This is a genomic window from Luteibacter sp. NPDC104163 (genome assembly GCF_055584245.1).
The window spans coordinates 290,483-313,323 of sequence record NZ_JBVJMK010000004.1; the positions used below are offsets into that span (position 1 = coordinate 290,483).

The 22,841-nt window shown below is 66.2% G+C and carries 23 protein-coding genes; 12 read left to right on the top strand and 11 right to left on the bottom strand.

What is annotated here, in order from left to right:
- Positions 1–43 precede the first annotated feature (43 nt).
- From ACZ6YI_RS07770 to ACZ6YI_RS07780, 3 genes are all read left to right on the top strand, one after another.
- The gene (locus ACZ6YI_RS07770; protein WP_465778110.1) at positions 44–709 is read left to right on the top strand and encodes a response regulator; all 666 of its coding nucleotides are present in this window, start codon (positions 44–46) and stop codon (positions 707–709) included.
- Positions 706–2,097: a sensor histidine kinase gene (locus tag ACZ6YI_RS07775; protein WP_465778111.1), complete on the top strand. Its 1,392-nt coding sequence runs from the start codon at positions 706–708 to the stop codon at positions 2,095–2,097. Before ACZ6YI_RS07770 ends, ACZ6YI_RS07775 begins: the two co-directional genes overlap by 4 nt.
- A gap of 83 nt (positions 2,098–2,180) precedes the next feature.
- Positions 2,181–2,699 carry a Dps family protein gene (locus tag ACZ6YI_RS07780; RefSeq protein WP_440328553.1) on the top strand — a complete coding sequence of 173 codons (519 nt, stop codon included), beginning with the start codon at positions 2,181–2,183 and terminating at the stop codon, positions 2,697–2,699.
- A gap of 105 nt (positions 2,700–2,804) precedes the next feature.
- On the opposite strand, the gene ACZ6YI_RS07785 is transcribed toward ACZ6YI_RS07780, so the two are convergent.
- Entirely contained in the window at positions 2,805–4,679 is a 1,875-nt protein-coding gene (locus ACZ6YI_RS07785) for a M61 family metallopeptidase (RefSeq protein WP_465778112.1), read from the bottom strand.
- 130 nt (positions 4,680–4,809) lie between these two features.
- On the opposite strand from ACZ6YI_RS07785, the gene ACZ6YI_RS07790 reads away from it, so the two are divergent.
- Entirely contained in the window at positions 4,810–5,259 is a 450-nt protein-coding gene (locus tag ACZ6YI_RS07790; protein WP_465778113.1) for a DUF4442 domain-containing protein, read from the top strand.
- 57 nt (positions 5,260–5,316) lie between these two features.
- A complete protein-coding gene (locus ACZ6YI_RS07795; RefSeq protein ID WP_465778114.1) occupies positions 5,317–7,359 on the top strand; it encodes a glycoside hydrolase family protein in 2,043 nt (680 codons plus the stop codon).
- 117 nt (positions 7,360–7,476) lie between these two features.
- Here the strand turns inward: ACZ6YI_RS07795 and ACZ6YI_RS07800 are convergent, their stop codons facing one another.
- Entirely contained in the window at positions 7,477–8,022 is a 546-nt protein-coding gene (locus ACZ6YI_RS07800) for a hypothetical protein (RefSeq protein WP_465778115.1), read from the bottom strand.
- A 241-nt stretch (positions 8,023–8,263) separates the two neighbouring features.
- Here ACZ6YI_RS07800 and ACZ6YI_RS07805 point away from each other — a divergent pair, with 241 nt between their 5' ends.
- Positions 8,264–8,896, top strand: a complete 633-nt coding sequence (locus ACZ6YI_RS07805; protein WP_465778116.1) for a MarC family protein — start codon at positions 8,264–8,266, stop codon at positions 8,894–8,896.
- Positions 8,897–8,902: 6 nt separating this feature from the next.
- Here the strand turns inward: ACZ6YI_RS07805 and ACZ6YI_RS07810 are convergent, their stop codons facing one another.
- From ACZ6YI_RS07810 to ACZ6YI_RS07830, 5 genes are all read right to left on the bottom strand, one after another.
- Positions 8,903–9,814, bottom strand: a complete 912-nt coding sequence (locus tag ACZ6YI_RS07810; protein ID WP_465778117.1) for a formylglycine-generating enzyme family protein — start codon at positions 9,812–9,814, stop codon at positions 8,903–8,905.
- A 49-nt stretch (positions 9,815–9,863) separates the two neighbouring features.
- Positions 9,864–10,253, bottom strand: coding sequence for a DUF1622 domain-containing protein (locus ACZ6YI_RS07815; RefSeq protein WP_465778118.1), 390 nt, complete (start codon positions 10,251–10,253; stop codon positions 9,864–9,866).
- Between the two features lie 111 nt (positions 10,254–10,364).
- Entirely contained in the window at positions 10,365–10,778 is a 414-nt protein-coding gene (locus ACZ6YI_RS07820; RefSeq protein ID WP_465778119.1) for a response regulator, read from the bottom strand.
- Between the two features lie 97 nt (positions 10,779–10,875).
- Positions 10,876–11,529, bottom strand: coding sequence for a response regulator (locus tag ACZ6YI_RS07825; protein ID WP_465778120.1), 654 nt, complete (start codon positions 11,527–11,529; stop codon positions 10,876–10,878).
- On the bottom strand, positions 11,499–13,115 hold the full coding sequence (locus ACZ6YI_RS07830; RefSeq protein WP_465778121.1) for a sensor histidine kinase: 1,617 nt from the start codon (positions 13,113–13,115) through the stop codon (positions 11,499–11,501). The genes ACZ6YI_RS07825 and ACZ6YI_RS07830 overlap by 31 nt, the downstream gene beginning before the upstream one ends.
- Positions 13,116–13,238: 123 nt before the next feature.
- On the opposite strand from ACZ6YI_RS07830, the gene ACZ6YI_RS07835 reads away from it, so the two are divergent.
- The 4 genes from ACZ6YI_RS07835 (at position 13,239) to ACZ6YI_RS07850 (ending at position 17,842) form a co-directional block, all read left to right on the top strand.
- The gene (locus tag ACZ6YI_RS07835) at positions 13,239–15,545 is read left to right on the top strand and encodes a patatin-like phospholipase family protein (protein WP_465778122.1); all 2,307 of its coding nucleotides are present in this window, start codon (positions 13,239–13,241) and stop codon (positions 15,543–15,545) included.
- A 99-nt stretch (positions 15,546–15,644) separates the two neighbouring features.
- Positions 15,645–16,586: a SphA family protein gene (locus tag ACZ6YI_RS07840; RefSeq protein WP_465778123.1), complete on the top strand. Its 942-nt coding sequence runs from the start codon at positions 15,645–15,647 to the stop codon at positions 16,584–16,586.
- Positions 16,587–16,592: 6 nt separating this feature from the next.
- Positions 16,593–17,240, top strand: coding sequence for a response regulator (locus tag ACZ6YI_RS07845; RefSeq protein ID WP_465778124.1), 648 nt, complete (start codon positions 16,593–16,595; stop codon positions 17,238–17,240).
- Positions 17,241–17,266: 26 nt separating this feature from the next.
- Positions 17,267–17,842, top strand: coding sequence for a DUF4136 domain-containing protein (locus tag ACZ6YI_RS07850; RefSeq protein ID WP_465778125.1), 576 nt, complete (start codon positions 17,267–17,269; stop codon positions 17,840–17,842).
- Here the strand turns inward: ACZ6YI_RS07850 and ACZ6YI_RS07855 are convergent.
- Complete coding sequence (locus ACZ6YI_RS07855; RefSeq protein ID WP_465778126.1) at positions 17,839–18,330, bottom strand: YidH family protein; 492 nt, start codon at positions 18,328–18,330, stop codon at positions 17,839–17,841. The genes ACZ6YI_RS07850 and ACZ6YI_RS07855 overlap by 4 nt on opposite strands.
- Positions 18,331–18,539: 209 nt before the next feature.
- On the opposite strand from ACZ6YI_RS07855, the gene ACZ6YI_RS07860 reads away from it, so the two are divergent.
- Positions 18,540–19,568, top strand: a complete 1,029-nt coding sequence (locus tag ACZ6YI_RS07860) for an HAD family hydrolase (protein WP_465778127.1) — start codon at positions 18,540–18,542, stop codon at positions 19,566–19,568.
- A gap of 28 nt (positions 19,569–19,596) precedes the next feature.
- Positions 19,597–21,183: an arylsulfatase gene (locus tag ACZ6YI_RS07865; RefSeq protein WP_465778128.1), complete on the top strand. Its 1,587-nt coding sequence runs from the start codon at positions 19,597–19,599 to the stop codon at positions 21,181–21,183.
- 47 nt (positions 21,184–21,230) lie between these two features.
- Here the strand turns inward: ACZ6YI_RS07865 and ACZ6YI_RS07870 are convergent, their stop codons facing one another.
- The 3 genes from ACZ6YI_RS07870 to ACZ6YI_RS07880 are packed head-to-tail and all read right to left on the bottom strand — an operon-like array spanning position 21,231 to position 22,835.
- Entirely contained in the window at positions 21,231–21,491 is a 261-nt protein-coding gene (locus tag ACZ6YI_RS07870; protein WP_465778129.1) for a hypothetical protein, read from the bottom strand.
- On the bottom strand, positions 21,481–21,921 hold the full coding sequence (locus ACZ6YI_RS07875; protein WP_465778130.1) for a hypothetical protein: 441 nt from the start codon (positions 21,919–21,921) through the stop codon (positions 21,481–21,483). Before ACZ6YI_RS07875 ends, ACZ6YI_RS07870 begins: the two co-directional genes overlap by 11 nt.
- Before the next feature lie 20 nt (positions 21,922–21,941).
- On the bottom strand, positions 21,942–22,835 hold the full coding sequence (locus ACZ6YI_RS07880) for a DUF2950 domain-containing protein (RefSeq protein ID WP_465778131.1): 894 nt from the start codon (positions 22,833–22,835) through the stop codon (positions 21,942–21,944).
- Positions 22,836–22,841 lie beyond the last annotated feature (6 nt).

Consider the following 22,841-nt stretch of genomic DNA (forward strand, 5'->3'; position numbering starts at 1 on the left):
GCCTCCCGATAATCCACCCTGACTCTCCATCGGCCCGGCTCGCTTGCACATCCTCCTTATCGAAGACGACGCCCAGCTCGGCGATGCCATCCGCAGGGCACTGGAGCGGCTCGCCCATACCATCACGTGGCTGCGCGATGGGGACGAGGCGCTGGTGGCGCTGCGTGAGCACGAGGCTGACCTGGTGCTGCTCGACCTCGGCCTGCCGGGGCGGGATGGTCTTGAGGTGTTGCAGGAAGCCCGCCGCCAGCGCGTCACCACGCCGGTCATCGTGATGTCGGCCCGTGACCAGCTCGATGGCCGCATCCAGGTGCTGGACGCCGGCGCGGACGATTACCTGGTCAAGCCCTTCCACCTGGATGAACTGGCGGCGCGCATCCGTTCGCTCTCGCGCCGCGCGCGGGGCGAAGCGGTCAACCGCCTGGAGGCAGGGGCGCTCAGCATGGACCTGGGCACCTTCGACGTGGCGTGGCGTGGGAACAAGGTGGACCTCACCCGCCGTGAATTCGCGCTGCTGCAGACCCTGATGGAGCGTGCCGGCCGCATCGTCCGCCGCGAAACGCTGGAGAGCACGCTGTACGGCCCGGAGAACGCAGTGAGCACCAGCGCGCTTGAGGTGCTCGTGCACGGCCTTCGTCGCAAGCTCAGCCCTGAAGCCATCCAGACGGTGCGCGGGTTCGGTTACATGGTGCCGCGGGAGCCGGTGTGAGGCCACTCAGCCTCCGCTCGCGCCTGTTGCTCCTCATCATCGGCGTGCTGGCCGCGGTGCTGCTGCCGCTCGGCATCCTGAGCGCACAACGCACGCTGGAAGAGGTGGACGAGCTTTCCGACGGCCGTCTCGCCCAGGCCGCGCGCACGCTGGAAGTGCTGGTAAACCGCATCGGCGTGGAACAGCTGCGCGAGCAACGCACGGCGCGCCTGCTCGTGCCGAGCTCCACGAACCACCCGGCCGAACTCACCGTGCAGGGGCGCACCTATGAATCCGAGGTGGGCTTCCAGGTGTTCGACCGCGACGGAACCCTGCTCATGGCCACGGAGAACCTGGCCTCGGTACCGCGCCTGCACGTGCCGGATGGCCGCTACGAAGACGTGACCCAGGGCCGTTATACGTGGCGCGTGTTCACGCTGATCATGGAAGAGCAGGGCATCACCATCCGCGCGGGTGAGCGCTATGACAGCCGGCACGAGATCACCCATGCGCTCTGGATCGAGCACGGCCTGCCCACGCTGCTCGGCCTGCCGCTGCTGGCCGTGCTGGTGGGGTGGGCGGTCCGGCGTGGCCTCGGTCCCCTCGAGGATCTGGCAGGCGCCCTTGCGCATCGCGAGCCCGGTAGCCGGGCGCCGGTGCACCTGAGCGGCGATGCGCCGGAAGAACTGAAGCCGGTGATGGCGGCGCTGAACGACCAGATCCTCCGCCTCGAGAGCGCACTGGAACGCGAGCGCCGCTTCAGTGCCGACGTGGCCCACGAGCTGCGTACGCCGCTGGCCTCGACCATGATCAACCTGGAGAACGCCCTCGCTTCGGCGCGGCCCGATGAGGCGCAGGCTGCCCTCAACGCGGCGCGTGACTGCCTGGTCTCACTCGCCCGGCGCACCGAGCAGTTGCTGGCGCTGGCGCGGCTGGAGGCCGGTGCGGCTTCCGGGCCGCGCGCCCGGGTAGACCTGGCGTCGCTGGCGCTCGATGTCGTGGAGGAACTGGCGCCGGTCATCGCCCGTGGCAACGTGGAGCTCGAGATCGACCGTCCCGATGGGGATGTGATCATCGAGGGCTATCCGGTTGCGCTGGGCGTGTTGCTGCGCAACCTGCTGGATAACGCGTTCCGCCACGTCCCCTCGGGTGGCCACGTCGCGCTATCCATCGAGCGGCGCGATGCCCATGCGGTGCTCGAAGTGGTGGATGACGGCCCGGGCATTCCGGCCGAGCGCCGCGCCGGCATGTTCGGGCGATTCCAGCGTGGGGTCGATTCCCACGGCGATGGCTACGGCCTCGGCCTTTCCATCGTGCAACGCGCCGCGGAACTCCACGGTGCCTCCGTGGAGCTGCTGGATCGCGCTGGCGGCCATGGCCTCCGTGTCGTGGTGACCCTGCCGCTCTAGCGCACGGCCATCGGCGCGAACATGCAAGCTTTTGTCATGCGCGCTGGCGCATCCTCGGGAGCCTATCCCGAGGAGCGCTTGTGATGAAAAACACCGAAGCCGCCAAGACCCGCCGCAAGGCCGACCTGAATACCCCCACCGGTCTCGGTGCCGATGCGACCCGCGACATCTCGGCCGAGCTCAACGCGTTGCTGGCGGACACCTTCGCGCTGTACCTGAAGACCAAGAACTTCCACTGGCACATGTCCGGCCCGCGCTTCCGCGACCTGCACCTGTTGCTCGATGAGCAGGCCAGCGAGGTTTTCGCGATCACCGACGACATCGCCGAGCGCGTCCGCAAGATCGGCGGCACCACGCTGCATTCCATCGGCCATATCAGCCGCCTGCAGCGCCTCGCCGACAACGATGCGGATTTCGTGACCCCGCAGGACATGCTGGCGGAACTGCGCGAAGACAACATGCGCTACATCGCGTTTCTCCGCGAAACGCATGGCGTGTGCGATGAATACGGCGATGTCGCCACGGCCAGCCTGATCGAGAACTGGATCGACCAGGCCGAGCGCCGCGCGTGGTTCCTGTTCGAGACTGCGCGGGAGCACTAAGAGCTATCGCGCGCAAGCGCGCTCCCACAAGGTTGCAATGCCCTTGCGAGCGCGCTCCCACAAGGTTGCGATGCCTTTGTGGGAGCGTGCTTGCGCGCGATGTTCTTATTTCTTCGGCGTAGCAATCGCCCCGATCAGGTCCTTGCCCTCGCCACGCACCAGGTGCGGGTACTTCAGGCCGCCGTGGTAGTCGACCTTCACCGTCTGGTAGTCGTCGACGTTCTTCACCAGGAACTCGATCGGCGTCGTGGTGTTCTTCGCATCGGCCACCGCATCCTTCAGCACCTGCGCCGAGAAGTCCTTGCCGTTCACGGCGACGATCGTCACGCCCGGGATGAGCCCGGCCTTCGCCGCGGCGCCTTCCCACTGCGAGTCGCGGATCTCGCCCTTGTCGGATACCGTCACGCCCAGCGAATACGCCAGGTTGATGGTCTTCCGCAGCGTTTCCCCGGTCTTCTGGAAATCGGTCGGCTTGTCGTCGAACGCGAGCTTCCAGCCGCCACCCTCGATACCCTTCTCGGGCATGGTGTCGCCGGTGTAGTCCAGGCGTTCGCGCAGGAACTTCGCCCAGTCGTACGGCTGCACGTCGTTCAGCGTCTTCACCACGTCCTCGAACGTATAGGTCTTCGGCACATAGCTGCCGCTATCCATGCCGTAGAACGCCTTCGCGAACTCATCCAGCGTGTGCTTGCCGCCGGAGAGGTCGCGGATCTTCGTGTCCACATCGAGCCAGAGCATCTGGCCTTCCGGGTAGTAATCCGAGCTGCGGCGCAGGTTCACCCAGCCACTGGAACCACGCGAGGAAAGCGGGATGCCATCGGCCGTGTCCTGCAGGGAGCGCCACTGGCGGCCCGTGCGCGCGCCCATGTCGGCGGCGATCGAGGCCAGGTTGTCGCGCCACTGGTCGGTGGTCCAGATGCCCGAGCGCGCGGTGAGCACGCCCGCGAAGTAGTCGGTCAGGCCTTCATAGACCCAGAGCAGGTCATCCTGCATCGGCTCGGTGAACGTCGGCGTCCACAGGTCGGCGGGGCGGCGGAACTTGCCGTTCCACGAGTGGATGTATTCGTGCGGCAGCAACGTGCCGGCGGCGGCGTGCACCTTCGGGTCCGTGAGGAAGTTGGCGAACAGGCGATCGTCGCTCGACTGGTGGTGCTCAAGGCCGAAGTGGCCGGTGTGGTCGGAGACCACCAGCAGGAAGTCGTAATGGCTGTAATGGTGCGCACCGAACAGCTTGTTGGCCTGGACCACGAGGTTGCGCTGCGGGGCGATCTGCTTGTCGCTGATCTTCACGCTCTCGGCCGTCTCGCCGACGATATCGAGGTGCACCGGCACCGACTGGTTCGGGGCAAGATCGACGCGGGTGAAGTACTGGCCGGCGATCAGCGGTGAATCCACGAAGTTCTCGTAGCTCACCGGCTTGAAGGTCACCGTATCGCCGGCTTGCGATGCCGTCTCCAGCGCGGTGGCGAACTTCCAGCCCGCCGGCAGCTTCACCGTCGGTTCGATCATGATGCGGCTGGTGTAGTAGCCCGCCGGGTAGAACGACACTTCGTTGAACTCGAGCGGGATGTAGTGCGGCGTCGCCGAATCGAGGTAATCGAAGCTCAGGTCGAGCTTGTCCACGCCCTCCGGAACATCCACGTGGAACGCGAACATCTCCTTCAGGTCGCGACGCCACGGGATCTTCTTGCCGTTCGCGGTAATGATCAGGCCGGCGACATTCGAAAGCGGGCCGCTAGGGCTGTGCTCGCCCGGGATCCACTTCGGGTAGTAGAGGATCGTGTGCCCCGGCGAGACCGGGATGCTCTCGCGCACGTGCAGCAGGTGCCGGGCCTGGTCGGTCAGGTCCACCGTGACCGCGAGGTTGCCCTTGTAGGGCTGGTCGACGGGGGCGGGGAGGTCCTGTGCGAAGGCGGCGGGAGCGGTGGTGGCCAGCGCGATGGCGGTGGCAAGCGAGGCACGGCGGAGGGTGTGGCGCATGGGACGGTTCCAGGCGGCGGATGAAGGCCCGATGGTGGAACCTCGCGGCCCGGTCTCGTATAGGCCAGAGGTCACGGGTGTTTGAAACGGGGGTCTAGGTCACCTTGCGGCCCACCGTTACGATGGCGGCATGAAAGCACCCACCCTCCGGCGCATCCTCAACGCCTGGCCGCCCTTCCTGTTCGCCGGCATCCGCGTCGTGCGGTTCGACGATTACCGCTATGCGAAGGTGAAGCTCAACCTCGCCTGGTACAACCGCAATTACGTGCGCACCCAGTTCGGCGGCAACCTGTTTTCCATGACCGATCCGTTCTGGATGATCATGGTGCTGAAGAGCCTCGGCAACGACTACATCGTATGGGACCAGGCCGGAGAGATCCGCTTCGTCGCGCCTGGCCGTGAAGACGTCTATGCGGAATTCCGCGTGGAGGAGGCCATGCTCGACGAGATCCGCGCGGAATGCGCGGATGGCCAGAAGCACCTGCGCTGGTTCGATACCGATATCCGCACGGCCTCCGGCGAGCTCATCGCCACCGTACGCAAGCAGCTGTATGTGAGGAAGAAGAAGCCCAAGGGGTGACGCAGGCCGCGTAGCCTGCCAGTATCGATGACCGGACCACCACGGGGACGTCGATCGATGGGTGACACCGTTACGAGCCGCCGCGCATTCCTGCGCGCTTCCGCCATGGGCACGCTCGCGGGCTTCGTGCCGCTGGCGGCCGCTGGTGCCGCTGCCGCTACTGGCGCCGCCGCCGGGTCAGCCGCCTCGGGCGCAGGCAAGGCGGCCCCCGCCGCACCCCTGTTCCCGCCCGCGCCGCTGGCACCCCAGCCATTGCAGCTCTTGCCCGCGGGCTCCATCACCCCTTCCGGCTGGCTCCTTCGCCAGCTGCAGATCCAGGCCGATGGCCTCGGTGGCCATGTCGACGAGACCTGGCCCGACCTCGGCCCCGAGAGCGGCTGGCTCGGTGGCAAGGGTGAATCGTGGGAGCGTGGCCCGTATTTCCTCGACGGCCTGCTTCCGCTTGCATGGCAGCTGGATTCGGCGCCGCTGAAAGCCAAGGCGCAGCGTTTCATCGACTGGACACTCGGCAGCGCGCAGCCCGACGGTATGTTCGGGCCGCGCAGCAACGACGACTGGTGGCCGCGCATGGTGATGCTGAAGGTGCTCGCGCAGTACCAGGAGCTCACCGGCGATGCGCGGGTCGTCCCGTTCATGACCAACTATTTCCATTACCAGCTCCAGGCCATGCCCGAGCGCCCGCTGCGCGACTGGGGCCGCATGCGCTGGCAGGACGAGGTGGCGGTGGTGCTGTGGCTGTATACGCGCACCCAGGATCCGAAGCTGATCGAGCTGGCGCACCTGTTGAAGAAGCAGGGTTACGACTGGCAGGGCATGTTCGCCAACTTCTCGTTCAAGGAGAAGGTGGACGTCAAAGCGCTGGAAGCGAAGATGCGCAACGGCGGCGACGTGTTCATGGTCGACGACGGCCTGCAGGTGCACGGCGTGAACAACGGCCAGGCACTCAAGGCGTCGCCCGTGTGGTCGCTGGTATCGCGCAACGCCGATGATCGCGCGGCGATCCATCACCAGCTCGACATGCTCGATACGTACCACGGCCTGCCAAACGGCATGTTCTCCTGCGACGAGCACCTGGCCGGGCGCAGCCCGTCGCAGGGCGTCGAACTCTGCACGGTGGTCGAGGCGATGTACTCGCTGGAAATGTCGCTCGCCATCACGGGCGATGCGGCGCTCGGCGATCGCATCGAACGTATCGCTTACAACGCATTGCCAGGCACGTTCACCGACGACATGTGGGCGCACCAGTACGACCAGCAGCCGAACCAGGTAGAGGTGAGCCTGCACCGCCGGCCGTGGACCACGAACGGGCCGGAAGCCAACATCTTTGGCCTCGATCCGCACTTCGGCTGCTGCACGGCCAACTTCCACCAGGGCTGGCCCAAGCTCACCGCTTCGCTGTGGATGGCGACGAGCGATCGCGGCCTGGCCGCCACGGTGTACGCGCCGTGCAACGTCTCGACCGTGGTGCGCGACGTGCCGGTCGCGATCGAGCAGGTCACCGACTACCCGTTCCGCGGCGATATCGCCATCACGGTTAAGCCCGCGCACGCGGTGGCCTTCCCGTTGCGCGTGCGTATCCCGGCCTGGTGCAGGAAGCCGGTGCTGACGGTGAATGGCGCGGCGGTCGCCGTGAAAGCCGAAGCCGGCTTCCACACGATCGAACGCACCTGGAACCCCGGCGATCGCATCGCATTGTCATTCCCCGCCGAAGTCGTCACCGAACGTGGCTACAACAACGCCGTGACCTTCCTGCGAGGTCCGCTCGTGTTCTCGCTGCCCATCGGCGAGGCGTGGGTGAAGTGGCGCCCGCGTGGCCTCACCAACGACTGGCAGGTGTATCCGACCACGCCGTGGAACTACGGCGTGGGGCTGGAGGCGAAAGCGGAAGAACATCCGATCGGTGCGCGCCCGTTCGCCGGCGCATCGCCCGCGGTGACGCTGACCGTTCGTGGCCGGCCGGTCGCATGGAAAGCGGAAGAGGGCGCAGCCGACCCCGTGCCGGAAAAGGTCGCAGCAACCAACGAGTCCGAAACGACCTTGAAGCTCGTCCCGTACGCCGGCGCCAAGCTGCGTATCACCGCCTTCCCGCCGCTATCCTGACATGTGGGAGCGTGCTTGCACGCGATGGGTGCTAGTCGCAGACCCCATCGCGCGCAAGCGCGCTCCCACAGCTCGTGATCCGGAGCCGTACATCCGCGGAGGCGCCCACTGCGCTTTTCATCGGGGAACGAGTGGGTTTAATCGAAGCCTGTAGCACGCGGAAAGGACGCGGCCTAGCAGGATGTCGACCGCGATCATGTTTGCGACAGCGGACGGGTATTCCTGAGCGTTCGCAATTCCGCTTACTGAGAGCGTCAATCCCCGTCCCAGATCCTTCAACCACTGTTCTGTAGCGGGAAATGGAGCGGAGCTCGGCGGCTCGTTTGCATCGATGAGATCAAGGACGAGCGAAGGAAGGGTGCTTCGCATCTGCTGCGGAGATGCATAGAAAGTCCACGAATAATGAACCTGCCACCGGGTTAGCGCGCTACCGGGGCGGGAACCATATTCCTGCATGTGGCTGACGTCGAGTTCGAGGTCTTCCACAAACTGGAAGAAATCAGGGTATCCGCCGCTTCTGCTTCCCTCGAAGAGAGATTCACCCAATTGCGCGGCGTCCCTCATTCGTTGAAGAAGTGCTCCCCGTTCCTCGGCGTCAAGCGACTGGTACTCGTCGCACTCCGCAATGACGCTCGGTATTTCAATCGCCATAGCGTTCTTCAAATCCCTTTCAGCGTGACGATGTCCAGTGCACCCGATCCGGCATAGTCGAGCGCTCGTTTCTGACCTGGCTGGTACGGTACCTTGGATACCCAATTCTGTCAGGTGCCCGTACCCGGAAGCCAGTGAGGCCATGCCAGCCGTCTAAGCATAAGTACTGCCCCGCTCCTGCTCCTTCCTTCGGTGGTCCCGCTCCTGTCGGCCGGCCATGCTCCCGGTGTATGCAGCCGAAGCGGAGCCTGCCATGCCTGTCGAACACACCTACACGCTCGGCCTGGCGAAGGTCTTCCTGTTCTTCTTCATCATGCTTGGGCCCTTGAAAGTGCTCGGCCCCTACGTGGCGATCACCCATGCCATCCCCGAGGCGGAGCGGAGGGGCATCCCGTGGAAGGTGGCGGGGATCGCAACCCTTGCCGTCCTTGTCGGTGGATTCGTGGGCGCGCGGTTGATGCATAACTGGGCGATCACGCCCGGGGTAATGGAGTTCGCCGGCGCCATCGTGTTTTTCCTGGTGGCGCTGCGGATGGTGCTGGCGCAGTACGCCGAGCCGCTGGCGGCGTCGCCTGCGCCCGTCGCCGCCACGCCGCTGATGCGCCTGGTCTTCCCGGTCGTGGTCACGCCCTATGGCGTGGCCACCGTGATCACGCTGATGGCGGTGAGTGCCGACGGATCGCGGACGGTGGGCATCCTCGCGATGGTCATCCTGGTGATGGTGCTGAACCTGCTTACGATGCTGTTTGCGCACGCGATCATGCGCTGGGTGACGCCGTTGCCGTTGCAGGTGCTTGGGGCCGTGCTGGGGATACTGCAGGTGGCGTTGGCGTTGCAGATCATGGTGGGGGTGTTGCAGGAGGCGGGGGTGGCGCGCGTTGTCTAGCCTTGCTCAGGCGGGGTCTGACATCACGCAGCGGAAGCCGATGTGGCTGGTCGAGGTATCGACGGGGTGGGGATAACGTGCGGCGGGGCGGTAGCGCTGGCAGTAGTTCCGCGCGCACAGGTGCGAGCCGCCCTTGAGCACGCGGCGAGGCACGCGGGCCAGGTCGTGGATGTCCGCGCTGGCGTCGCGATCGCCGCCGCGCGGGTTGCCCGGCACGCAGCAGGTTTTCACCGCGTCGGCGGTATGTGCCGCGCGGTACCAGTCGGAGGTCCATTCCCAGGTATTGCCGATCATGTCGACGAGGCCATAGCCGTTGGCCGCGAAATGCCCCACGGGTGATGTCCGCGCGAAGCCGTCCTCGAGCGTGTTCTCGTAGGGAAAGCGGCCCTGCCAGTAGTTCGCGAGATGGTGTCCCATGGGTGCAAGGAATTCGCCCCACGCGTAATCCGCACCATCCAGGCCGCCGCGCGCGGCGTATTCCCACTCGGCTTCGGTCGGCAGGCGCTTGCCGGCCCACGTCGCGTACGCCTCGGCATCCGCGGCCGCCACGTGGACGACGGGGTGCTGGTCGAGGCCTTCGAGATCGCTCCCGGGCCCCGTGGGGTGGCGCCAGTCCGCACCGAAGACGAAGTTCCACCAATAGCCGATTTCCATGGGTACGGGCCGATCGGGCTGGATGAAAACCAGCGAGCCGGGCCGCAGCATCCCGGGCAATGCACCCGGGTAATCCTCTGCGCGCGGGGCGAGCTCGGCGGCTGTCACGTGGCCAGTCGCCGCGACGAATCGCGCGAATTCGGCATTCGTGACCGGCGCCCGGTCGATCCAGAAGGCGTCCACGCGCACGCGGTGCACGGGCTTTTCCTCGGGGTAGAAGTGTTCGCAACCCATGCGGAATACGCCGCCGGCCAGGCGAACCATGCCGGAATGCGTGGCAACAGGGGGATCGATGCAGGCCATCGGGTGCGTCTCAGCCAGGGGGCGGGGCGGCGTTGTCGGCGGGTCGTTCCGCGCGCCAGGGCCAGCGGCCCTCGACTTCAAGGACGAGCGACCAGCTCAGGAACGTACGGATGACCACGAGCAGGCCGAGCGCGATGACGCTGGCCAGCGTGGTATCGAGCGCGATCGTGCGGACGATGTCTGCAGCGACGAGGATCTCGAGGCAAAGCAGGAGCGCCCGGCCGAGGCTGCGCTTGTAGCGCAGGTAATGCACCGGTTGCTCACGCAGGGCCGTGGCCACGCCGATGAGGTACCTGGCGGTAGCGCCTATGATCGCGACGAGGATCAGCAGGGTCGCCAGGGCTTCGATGCCGAGGGCGGCGTAGCGGATCCATGCCAGCACCGTGTCTTCCGGTTGCATCGCGGGTTCTCGGGCCGAGTGGCTGGGGTTGGGGTGGGCTTCTGCACGGGCATCGTCGCCTGCCGGCCGCGCCGGGGCTTCGGGGCATTTACTGGCCTGCGGGCCGTAGTTCTACCGGCTGGGATGGGGCGAGATGAACGCTTCGCCGCGGAGCGCGGCGTGCACCGCATCGACAAGTTCGTCGCCGGCCGCGGTTTTCACGACGTAGCCGCGACCTACGGTGAGCGCGCGGCGGATGATCTCCGGATCGTCGTGGATGCTGACGAACACCACGGGCAGGCCGGGCAGCGCGCGCGCCAGCCGCTCGGCGGCGTCGATGCCGTCCATGCCGGGCATGCCGATATCGGTGACCACGATGTCGGGGCGCAGGCGCACGGCGTAGGTGACCAGGGACTCGCCGTCCGTGACCGCCGCCACGACGTCGAAATCCGCGTTGAGCAGGCGCGCGATCTCCCGCGCCATCTGCGGATGGTCTTCGGCCAGTACCAGCGACGGCCGGCGTGCGGTGGGCAACGAGGCGTCCATGGAGGAACTCTCGCGCTGGGGCGGGTGGTGCAACAGCGTAAAGGCACGTGACGGGGCGTGCGTATATCTACGTTCGCCTCCCGCTTCCATATCGGCATCAGAAGAACAGGCCGAGTTCCTCCGACCGGCGGACGAGCTCGAGCGTGCTATGGACGTCGAGGATCTGCATGATCGTGTACTTGTGCGCTTCGACGGTGCGCACCGACAGGCCCAGCTGCGCGGCGATCTGCTTCGAGCGCAAGCCGGTTCCGACCAGGCGCAGCACTTCGCGCTGCTTCGGCGTCAGCTCGTGCAGGTCGCCGAGATGTCCTCGCAGATACCGCGCGCCCAGCGATGGCGTGACGTAGCTCCTTCCCTCCAGCACATGCTCCAGCGCGACAAGCAACTCCTCGCCAGCGGAGAGCTTGAGCACATAGCCGTTGGCGCCGGAGCGCATGGCCGTGGCGGCAAGGGCGGGCTCCGCATGCATGGTGAGGAAGACAAAGGGTACGCGGTTGCCCTCCGCACGCAGGATCTTCAACACGTCCAGGCCATTGCAGCCCGGCATGTTGATGTCGGACAGCACGAGGTCCGGCGCGTGCCTGCGCACCAGTGCGAGCAGGGCGTGGCCATCCTGGGCCAGTGCGGCCAGTTCGAAGCGCCCATCAAGCAGGCGGGTGATGCCTTCCGCGACCATGCGGTGGTCGTCGGCGAAAACCACGCGGGGACGCGTGGCGCACATCACGTCGGTGTCGTCGGTATCCGGATACATACATCCACTCCCTTGCCTGGGCTACTACGGATGGTGAAGCTGCCCCCCAGCAGCTTCGCCCGTTCATGCATGCTGGTAATGCCGATGCCAATGCCGCAGCGCGCGGCGGGGCACGCGGGCAGGTCGATGCCCTTGCCGTCATCGATGATGCTCAACGTCGCCACGCCGTCCTCGAACTCGGCGTTGAGCGTGACCTCCCGCGCCCCGGCGTGGCGGACCGCGTTGGCCAGGGCCTCCTGGGCGACGCGGTAAAAGCAGAGCGCCACTTCGGGGCATAACGCATCGATCTCGCGCCCGGCGACCAACCGGACGCGCGGCCACGCATGCCCTTGCGGGTGCCGGCACAGGCTCTCCAGCGCGCTACGCAGCCCGGCATGCTGGAGGCAGCTCGGATGCAGCTGGTGTGACAACTGGCGCACGTCGTCGGAGAGCGCGACGATACGGTCCTGCAGCCCGGCGACATCGTCGCGGAACTCGGCTGAAAGGCGCTTGCGCAGCGTCGAAAGATCGATGGACGCCGCAGCCAGCCGCTGGTTGATGTCGTCGTGGAGATCACGTGCGAGCCGGCCACGCTCCTGCTCCTGCGTGGCGATGAGGCGGCCGGCAAGCTCGCGCAGCTCGCCGTGTGCCGCCACCAGCTGGCGCCGGCCTGCGGCGCGTTGCTCCACGACCACGGCGACGACCAGCGCGGAGATGGCGGCAAGCAGGGTCCACACCTGCAGGGCGAGCGTGGTGTCCTGGGCGGTGGCCGCCGTGAACGGCCCATAGCCTTTCGACGTGAGGTGTGCGGCGATCACCGCGATAACGAACATCGTCACCGAACTGCCGGTCATCTGCGCCGTAAGCACCGCGGCGATCGCGATGGGCGTCGGGGCCAGGCAAAGCAGCGGACGGAATTCAGGGCGGTCGCCATAGGCGTACCAGACGATCGTGAGCATCACGAGCGCCAGCACCATGAGGATGACGAAGCCGGCGTCGACCCCACCGGCGTTGCGCAGCGCGGAGTCGCGGGCGCGCAGGCTGCTCCACGCGGGAAGGAACAGGGCGTGGCCCAGGGCGTTCGCCATCGCGAGATTGAGCCACCACGTCAGCAGTTCGCCACGCAGGCTCGTCGCGAGGCTGGCCGCGGCCGTGATCGCGACGGAGACCAGTGGAAGCGCGATGACGCCGAACAGGACGAACACCACGAGCACGCGGAAGTCCTGCAACGCATGTGCACGGCGAGGCATGCGCCGGATACACCAGGCCGCGCACGGCACGAGCAGCACCGTCGGTAACGCGAGCAGTGCGATGTCGGCGACGGGGAGACCCAATGCCACGAGGATGCCGACGAGGCCTGCATACCCACATGCGAGCAGGGCGAACCATGTCCTGCGTGGGTTGGCCAGTAAAACGCCGAGCAGGACGGCGCCAGGGAACCAGATGACGTGGGAGCCGTTCTGGTGGTTCCACAAACTGCTGGACACCAGTTGCGCGGCGACCACCCCGGCGCAGGTCGCTGCACACCAGGTCGCGGTCCGGTGGTCCCTTGTTGGCTGAGCTCCGATCACCGCTGCTCCCGGCACGCCGGCATGGCGTGCAACCATCGGTGGATGTCTGGCTCGCGCCCCTGCGCTGCGTGCTCGATCTTACGGGTTTCGCACCCTGGACGAATACGGACAATACCGCTCTATCTCTCAGTTTTCTCTAAGTAAATATGCGTAGTTCGCGTGGTCCGTTCTTCGCTGCCGCCGGGCGATGAGTCGGCGGACACTCCGGTGAAGACCGGTGGAGAGGCCACGCGCATGCGCAAGGGCTGGAAAGCTGTCGTAGCGCTGATCGCCTTCACGTCCGTGATGGCCAACGCCGCACCCACGCAACCATCGCCATGCGTCGGCCTGGTGCTGGGCGGTGGCGGCGCGCGCGGCGCCGCGCACATCGGCGTCATCCAGGTGCTGGAGCGCGAGCACATACCCATCTGCAAAGTGGCGGGCACCAGCATGGGCTCGATCGTCGGTGGACTCTACGCATCGGGCTACACCGCCGACGAAATGGCGAACGTGATCGGGGCACTCGACTGGAAGGATCTCTTTTCCGATGATCCCGACCGCGCGGAAGAGCCCATGCGGAGAAAGGATGCCGACTATCGCTACCTGCTCAACTTCGAGGTGGGCTACAGGAACGGTCACATCGTCACGCCGGCCGGCGTGGTGCAAGGCCAGAAACTCTTGCTGCTGTTGCGTCGGCTGCTCGTGTCCACCTGGGACGTGCATGACTTCAACCAACTCCCTGTCCCGTTCCGCGCCGTGGCCACGGATATTGTCGTAGGCAAGCCCGTGGTGTTCGCGAGCGGCGACCTGCCATTGGCCATCCGCTCCAGCATGTCGGTGCCCGGCGCTTTCGCACCCACCAACGTGGATGGCAAGCTGCTGGTCGATGGCGGCTTGATGGATAACGTGCCGATCGATGTCGTGCGCGAGATGGGCGCGGACCGGCTGATCGTGGTCGACGTGGGCTCGCCGCTCGCCGACGAAGCACAGCTCAGCAATCCCGTGGCCCTGCTAAACCAGATGGTCAGCGCGCTGATGGCGGAGAAGACCGACCGGCAGCTCAAGGCGCTTTCCGACCAGGACATCCTGATCAAGCCCGCGCTCGGCAAGCTGGGTGCGGGCGAGTTCAACCGCGCCAACGAAGCCATTGCCATCGGCCGCGCAGCGGCGGAAGCCGCGGTGCCACGCCTGCGCGCGCTTACAGCGACACCGGAGGCGTGGCAGGCCTGGGTCGCCGGCCACCGGCAGCGCGATTTCGATCCGAAGCTGGTCGCCTTCATCGATGTCGACGCAAGGCAAACGCATACGGCGGCCTTCGCGGGCCGCCAGCTGCAGCCGGAGGTGGGCAAGCCCTTCGATGCGAAGGACGTGGAAGCGCGGATCGGCACGATTTATGGGCAGGGCAGCTACCAGCAGGTGGACTATCACCTGGTGGAACGGGATGGCGATCGCGGTATCCGCCTGACCCCTGTCGACAAGAGCTGGGGACCGGTCTACGGGAAAATGGGTTTCCAGCTGGACGACGATTTCAACGGCCGCAGCGAGTACCTGATCTCCGCCGAGGTCACCGCCACCAACCTCAACCAGAGCGGCGGGGAATGGCGCAATACGCTATGGAGCGGCCGCATCGGCGGCATCCGCTCGGAGTTCTACCAGCCGTTCGGCGAGGGCTCGACGGTGTATGTCATGCCCGCGGTGGTGGTGCGCAACGAGGATGTGCCGGTCTTCGATGGCAAGGGGGAGCAGGAACTCGCCGAGTACCGGATCCGGCGGCGGAACGCGGGCGTCGAGATCGGCTGGACGCCCGCATCGTACTGGCGCATTTCGACCTCGCTGGTGCGCGGCAGGGACTCGGGCGACCTGCGCGTCGGGTCGCCGTCGACCTTCCCGAATGGCACCTCGGAATTCGCATCGCTCGGCCTGGGCCTTGACTGGGATAGCCTCGATAACGCCCAGTTCCCCACGCGGGGAAGCCACGTGAACTTCGACTACCTCCGCTTCCGCACCTTCCTCGGCGGCAAGGTCAGTGGCGACGTCGCAAGGCTGGTCGCCGACTGGGTCCCGGACTGGGGGCTGAGCACGGGCCGCTATCACCTGTTGCTTGGCATGCGCGCATCCAGTGCGCTCGACAATACGAACTTCTTTGAATCGCAGACCTTCCTGGGCGGCTTCCTCAACCTGTCCGGCTACGGGGAACGCTCGTTGTATGGCACGCAATCCGCGCTGGGTCGCGCGGTCCTGTACCGACGCACCGGCAACCTCGACGCGCTGTTCTCCACGCCGGTCTTCATCGGCATGAGCCTGGAAGCCGGCAATACCTGGCGCAACAAGAACGACGTGCGGCTGGATTCGTTGATCTACGCAGGCAGCATCTTCGCCGGCGTACAGTCGCCGCTCGGTCCGGTGTTCCTCGGCGTGGGGCATGCGGCCGGGGGGCACACCGCCGTCTACCTCACCTTCGGTTCGTTGCTGCGGCCCGGGTTGTAGCCGGTAGATTTACCTACCCCGCGTGAGTGGTCTTTCGCTTAAGCCGCCGCCGTGCCGCACGCACTCTAGGCAGGGCCCCTCAGCACAGCGGATGCCAGCATGAAACGTCGCCTCGCCTGCACCCTGCTAGCCGCCTGCCTCCCCACCGCCGGCATGGCGACCGAAGGCGCGATGGGGCGCTCGATCACGGGCGCCCAGATCACGCCGTACGCGGCCATCGTGCCACCCGACCCGGGGATGCACGTATCCGTGAGCTTCATCAACTACTCCGGCGACATCGGCGGCAGCCGCGAAGTGCCCATCGGCGGCCTTGCCGCGTTGGACGTGCGAGCCAACGTTGACCTGTTCGCGGGCACGTTCGCGTACATCTGGGATACGGGGAAAGGCCGCTGGAACTTCGCGAGCATGTTCACCGTGCCGTACATCCGGCCGGACGTGAGCGCCGCGATCACGTTCGGACAGCGCAGGGGTGAGCTTAGTGACCAGGCATCCGGCCTGTTCGATCTCTATTTCGCGCCGGTGATCGCGAGCTACCACGTGAGCGAGGTGGAGCACTGGTCGATGGGCGTGTACGTGTATGCGCCTACCGCGCGCTATGAGAAGGGGCGCCTGGCCAACCTGGGCCTCAACAACTGGACCTTCACGCCTGCGGTGGGTTACACCCACCTCTTCGACCGCGGCTCGTTCGAGTTCAGCGGCCTTGCCGGTGTGGATTTCTACACGCGGAATGATGCGACCGATTACAGGAACGCCCCGGTGTTCCATCTTGACCTGCTGGCGATGAAACGGACGCCGGGCGGCTGGGGCTTCGGCGCGGTGGTGGGCTGGATCCAGCAGATCTCGGACGACAAGGGCGCCACCGCGGATCGGCTCGGCGGCTTCAAGGGCCATGCGCTGGGTGCGGGTCCGGCGATCGATTTCAAGAAGACCTTCAGCAAGGACAGCAGCATCGACTTCACGCTGCGCTGGGTGAAGGAGTTCCATGTATCGAACCGGCTGAAGGGTGAGCCGCTCGTGCTCAACGTCTCGTTCGCGTTGTAGCGGGCCATGCACGCGGCGGACGACGCGGTCTTACCCGTCGATGTGGTGGTGGTCGACCACCACCGTGTCGTCGCGGAAGGCGTCGCTGCCTTGCTGGCACCGTGCGTGCGTTCGACCACGCTAGTGCATTCCGCCGCCGTCCTGTTTGAACGGGCAGAGGCGGGCATGCTCGTCGTCGGCGACATCGACCTGCCCGACATGCCCGGGCTGGATCCGCTTCGCCGCCTTGCCGCGCGTCGCGACGACATCCGCTTCATCGTGCTCTCCGGGCACGATGAACCGCTGGTGGTACAGGAAGCGATGCAGGCGGGTGCCTGGGCATACGTGCTGAAGCATTCCCCCCGCGGCGAGCTGCTGGATGCGTTGCGCGATGTGGTGGAGGGCCGCCGTTACGTGAGCCCCGGCCTGATGGCCGCGCTGGTGAACGCGCCACCACCGATGCACCGGCTTACGCGCCGCCAGCGCGAAGTCCTCGAGCGCATGGCGCGGGGCCTGCGTGCCACCGAGATCGCCCTGGAGCTTGGCATTTCCGTGCGCACGGTGGAGAGCCACCGCCAGGCCCTGCTCGATCTCTTCCACGTGCATAGCGGCGTCGCCCTCGTGCGCGAGGCCATCCGGATGGGCCTCATCCGTGACCATGGAAGCCGGCCCTGACCCCACGACTACTTAGGAGAACGCTGATGAAACGCCACGCTTTCGCACTCACGTGCATCACCCTGCTGGCCGCCTGCGCCACCGTCGATGTCACCAACGAATGGAAGGACCCGACCTGGCACGGCCAGCCTGCATCATCCGTGCTTGTGATCGGCGTGGCACGCAGCGACACCATGCGCCGCCTGTTCGAGGACACCTTCTCGCGTGAACTGGGCGCCGCTGGCATTCGCGCGACGCCCAGCTACAGCAGCATCCCGCCGGGGCAGGGCGGCCAGGCGCAGCTGGGCGAGCTGGTGAAGTCCACGGGGAGCCAGGCGGTGCTCGCGACGCGCGTGCAGCGCGTCGAAGACCGGATCAACGTGAGCCCGGGTCCGTACGTGGGCGGCTTCTACGGCTGGTATGGCGGCGCATGGGCCTCGACGCCCGAGGTTACCGAGACCACGCTGGTCACCCTGGAAACCAGCGTGTGGGATGCGCGAAGCGATCGCCTGGTCTGGACGGTCACGACGCGCAGCGTGGCAAACAGCGACATCCCGAAGGCGACGGAAGCCCTCGCGAAGACGTTGATCCCGAAGCTCAAGGCCGATGGGGTCCTGCGCTAGCCGAACGGCCCCACGTGCCCGACGAGGCTGACGATGGCAAGGATGCCTATCGCCAGCAGGATCACCGAGACCAGCAGGGTGAGCGATACCGGATAGGGTGTCTCCCCATGGATCAGGCCCTCGTGCGTCATCGCCTGCCGCTCGTTGCGCAACGTGCGCATGTAATGCAGGTGGTAGATGATCCCAAGGATCAGCATCACCACCCCCAGCATCACCAGGGCGACGCCGAACTGCCGGGGCGCACCGCTGCCTTCCGGGAGCATCTTCGTGCTGCGCAACCGCTCGAAGAACTGCGCGATCGTGAAGCCGAAGCTGATCAGCGAGATCGAGGTACGCATGACCGACATCAGCGTGCGGTCCGTGCTCATGCGCGTACGCTGGAACGACATGCCCGTACGGCGTGCGGAGAGTTCCACCGCCGTATCCGGTCGCCCGCCCTCGAGTGCGGCAGGCACGTAGGTGTATTTCTGTAAACGTTCACTGCTCATGGGCACCTCCGGAACCCCATCCTCGTGGGAGCAGCGCGGATGGCACAGCGCAAATGCCGCCACGCGCGCTGGGTAGATCTACCTAGGTAGCGGTGCCTCCTGGGTTCACGTCGTAGATTTACCTAGCCGGGCGTGCGCGGGACTACGCTTGGGCGCGCGGCATCCACTGCACAAGATCGTCTCATGCGCCTTCGCTGAAGGATCGGGACGTGCTCACGTATCGTTGGGAACCGCGGCATACGATCGCAGCCTTCGTCGCGCTGGTGATGCTGGCCAGTGCGGGGCGCGCGCACGTCGGGCCGGCGAGCGATCCGCTGCCATCGTGGAACGAGGGGCCGACCAAAGCGGCGATCGTGGCGTTCGTCTCAGACGCCGCCACCGAAGGCGGCGACCGGTACGTGGCCCCATCCGACCGGCTTGCGGTGTTCGACATGGACGGCACGCTGATGCCCGAGAAGCCTTTGCCCGGGGCGGTGCTTCCGCTTGCCGGGGATGTGAAGGCCGCGGTGGGGAAGCGGCCCTCCCTTGCGCAGGAGCCGGGTGTCGCGGCGTTCCTCAAGGGGGATATCGCGGCACTGCAGGCGCAGGGTGAAGCAGGCCTTGCGCAGGTCACGGCCGCGGCGATCGACGGTCGCGATACCGACGAGGTGGCCGCGGGCATGGCACGCGAGGCGCGCACGGCACAGAACCCGCGCTTTGGCGTTCCCTACGTGCGCCTTGCGTACCGGCCCATGCTGGAGCTGCTGCGCTACCTCGAGGCGAACGGCTTCAAGACCTGGATCTGCAGCGGTTCCCCGATCGCCTATACACGCGCTATCGCCTGGGATGCTTTCGGCATCCCGCCGGACAGGGTGATCGGCAGCTCCCTCGCCACGCACGTCGAGGAACGTGGCGGCCGCGTGGTCCTCGCTTACACCGGCAAGGTCGAGCAGGTGGTCGATCGCGAGGGCAAGCCGCCGGCGATATGGCGGGCCATCGGCCGACGCCCGGTGTTCGTCGGGGGCAACGTGGGCGGCTTCGGTGACGTCTCGATGATGCGCTATGCCATGGATCGTGGCGGCCCCTCGTTCGCGCTGCTCGTGAACCACGACGATGCCGTCCGCGAGTTCGCGTATGCCGAGAAAGGCGGCGAATCGCTCGCTGCGGCCAGCCGTTATCACTTCCGCGTCGCCAGCATGCGTGGCGACTGGAAATCCGTGTTCGATCCGTCGGTGAACGCGCGTCCACCGACTCCCTGACGACGCGCGCGATGCGCCTGGAGATGACATGGCAACTGACAAGAAGGCAAAGAAACCCGCGCCGGATAAAGCAGCCAGGGCGGGCAAGCGACCCAACATCCTGGTGATCTGGGGCGACGACATCGGGATTTCGAACCTGAGTTGTTACACGCGGGGCCTGATGGGTTACCAGACGCCCAACATCGATCGGCTGGCGAACGAGGGCATGCTGTTCACCGATTCGTACGGTGAGCAGTCGTGCACGGCCGGGCGCTCGTCGTTCATCACCGGGCAAAGCGTCTACCGCACCGGACTGTCGAAGGTGGGCGTCCCGGCCGCGCCGGTCGGCATGTCCGAAAAGCTCATCACCATCGCGGCGGTGCTCAAGAACCAGGGCTACGCGACGGGGCAGTTCGGGAAGAACCACCTTGGGGACCGCAACGAACACCTGCCCACCAACCACGGCTTCGACGAGTTCTTCGGCAACCTTTACCACCTGAACGCCGAGGAAGAGCCGGAGATGTACGACTACTGGCCCGAGAAGGATTTCCCGACCTTCGTCAAGGCAGTGAAGCCGCGTGGCGTACTGCATAGCTGGGCGACCGACAAGGACGACGCCACGACGGATGCCCGCTTCGGGCGCGTGGGCAAGCAGAAGATCAAGGATACCGGGCCGCTCAACCGCAAGCGCATGGAGACCTGCGATGACGAATTCGTCGCGGCGACCAAGGACTTCATCAAGCGCCAGGTGGACGACGATACGCCGTTCTTCGTGTGGCTCAACTTCACCCACATGCACCTGTTCACGCATACCAAGCCGGAGAGCATGGGCCAGGCGGGCCGCTGGCAGTCGCCGTACCACGACACCATGATCGACCACGACCGCAACGTCGGCGAGGTCCTCGATTACCTGGACAAGCTCGGCATCGCAGACGATACCTTCGTGATGTACTCGACCGACAACGGTCCCCACCGGAACAGCTGGCCCGATGCCGGCACCACCCCGTTCCGGAGTGAGAAGAACACCAACTGGGAGGGTGCCTTCCGTGTTCCCCTCGTGGTCCGCTGGCCGGGACACGTGAAGGCGGGCAGGGTGTCCAACGAAATCGTGCAACACCATGACTGGCTACCGACCTTCGCCGAGATGGCGGGTGCGCCCGATGCGGTGGAGGAGCTTAAAAAAGGCTACAAGGCGCTCGGCCGTACCTATCGCAACCACATCGATGGCGGCAGCCTGCTGAAACACCTGACCGACGCGGAGTCGCTCAGCCCGCGCAAGATCTTCGTGTACCTCAGCGACGACGGCGACATCCTGGGCCTGCGCTTCGACAACTGGAAAATCTCGTTCATGGAGCAGCGCTGCAAGGGCACCATGGCGGTATGGGGCGAACCATTCGTCCGCCTCCGGCTGCCCAAGCTCTACAACCTGCGGACGGACCCTTACGAGTTCGCGGAGATCACCTCCAACTCGTACTGGGAATGGTTCTGCTACCACGCGTACATCATCTTCGGGGCGTGGCGCATCATGGATGCATGGGCCGCCACCTTTAAGGATTTCCCGCCCGTGCAGCACCCGAACAGTTTCACGATTGATGATGCGCTGAAGATGCTGAGCGAGACCACGCGGGCCGATTGACGCCCGGCATGGCAGGAGCGCGCTGGGACGCGCGCTCCTGGTGGGATTCATGTCGCTGCTGTACCGCCCTTGCGCAGCCGGCGGATCGCCTGGCGCGCGGCGTCCACGGCATCGTCTTCCGCCGCTTCGACGTAGCTATGCATGCGCTTGCCGGGCAGGCGGGCGACCTCGGTGCCTGCCGCATCGCGGACCACCGCATCGGCGGTGAAGCAGGTGGCATCGTTATCGCCGACGTGGCGGATGGTGGTGATCTCGAAGGAGTAGTCGAGCGGCCGGGCATGCATGGCGCGCCCGCCCTTACGGCTCACGGGCGATCGTGAAGCCGCCGACCGTCACGCCCAGGCCCATGCCCTTGCCGGCACCGGCAAGGCTCATGTTTACCTCGCCCTTGGTGAGTACCTGCGCATCGCCGTGCTTCACGATGCCTGTATCGGCATCCGCGGCGACGTACGTGCCAAGCACATCGTCGATGCGGCGCAAGCCGGAGAAGTCGGCCTTGCCGCCCTTGATCGCGGACTTGCTCAGGGCCAGGCCACCCCCATTCGCCGTGAGTTTCACCTTCAACGTCGAACCGTCGTTGCAGGTCACCGTCCCGTTGCCCGACGAGTGCTTGTACAGCACGGCCCAGGAGGAAAGATCGAAGCGCATGGTGCAGTCGAACGGTGTCGCGGCATCGCTGGGAGCCGGCGCGCACAGCGTAGCGAGCAGCACGGTCAGGGCAAGCGGACGCAGGGTCATGGGTGTGCTCCTTCTCGGGTTCACGGGGAAACCGGGACTTCAGTCCAGCTCGAGTCCGGGTCGAAACGCTCGATGTGGGTGACCGCGGTGGGGGTGTCCTTGCCCAGGTCTTTCTGGAAGACGAGGCCGTCGTGGCTGACCTCGAACGTCATCACGCCGCTCTCGCCGTAGCGCGCCGGCCACGCGATAAGCGCGAAGCCATTGGCCATGACACCGCCCGCCATGTACGTATAGGCGCCGCCAGGTGCCGAAGGCCCCTGTGCGGTCAGGATCCGGTAGTGGTAGCCGAAGTAGGTATCGCCGTGGACCTTGTCCGCCGCGAGGCGCGGGCCCAGCGGGCTCTCTGGTTCGCCCTGCTGGGGTGCCCAGTACAGGCCGTCGTGCTGGCCCGGCGTGCTGCGCAGCTTCGCCGCGTAGTGCGGGGCCGTGTCCTTGTCGTGCACGCTGGCTGCGTATTCGCGTTGCGCGTCGTAGTACGCCAGCAGCACCTGCACCACATCCATCTCGTTGTGGCCGATCTGGCGCGCGATGATTTCGTCATGGCCCGCGGCCACATCGAAGCGCCAGCCGTGCGCATCCTTCACGAGCGGAATGGGTAACTGCCAGCCCGCACGTCCGACGGTGAGGTGGGTGCCGCTTCCGTCGGTGACGATGCGGTGGCTGGCAGCGTAATCATCGACGAATGCATCGACGTCGTCGCGCTGCACGCCCTCGGTCGGTATATAGGTTCGCCAGTCGGGGCCAAGCACCTTGCCGAGGGCGCCATCGTCATGGACTTTCAGCGCGGCGACGAGCGCGTCCGCCGCGGCTTCCGCGCTGGGATAGATGCCGGCAGCCGGCCATGCGGTGAAGCTGGCCAGCAGGGAGGCGGCGAGGAGCGTGCGCACGAGGCGCCTGGCGGTCGGGAAGGTCATCGCATG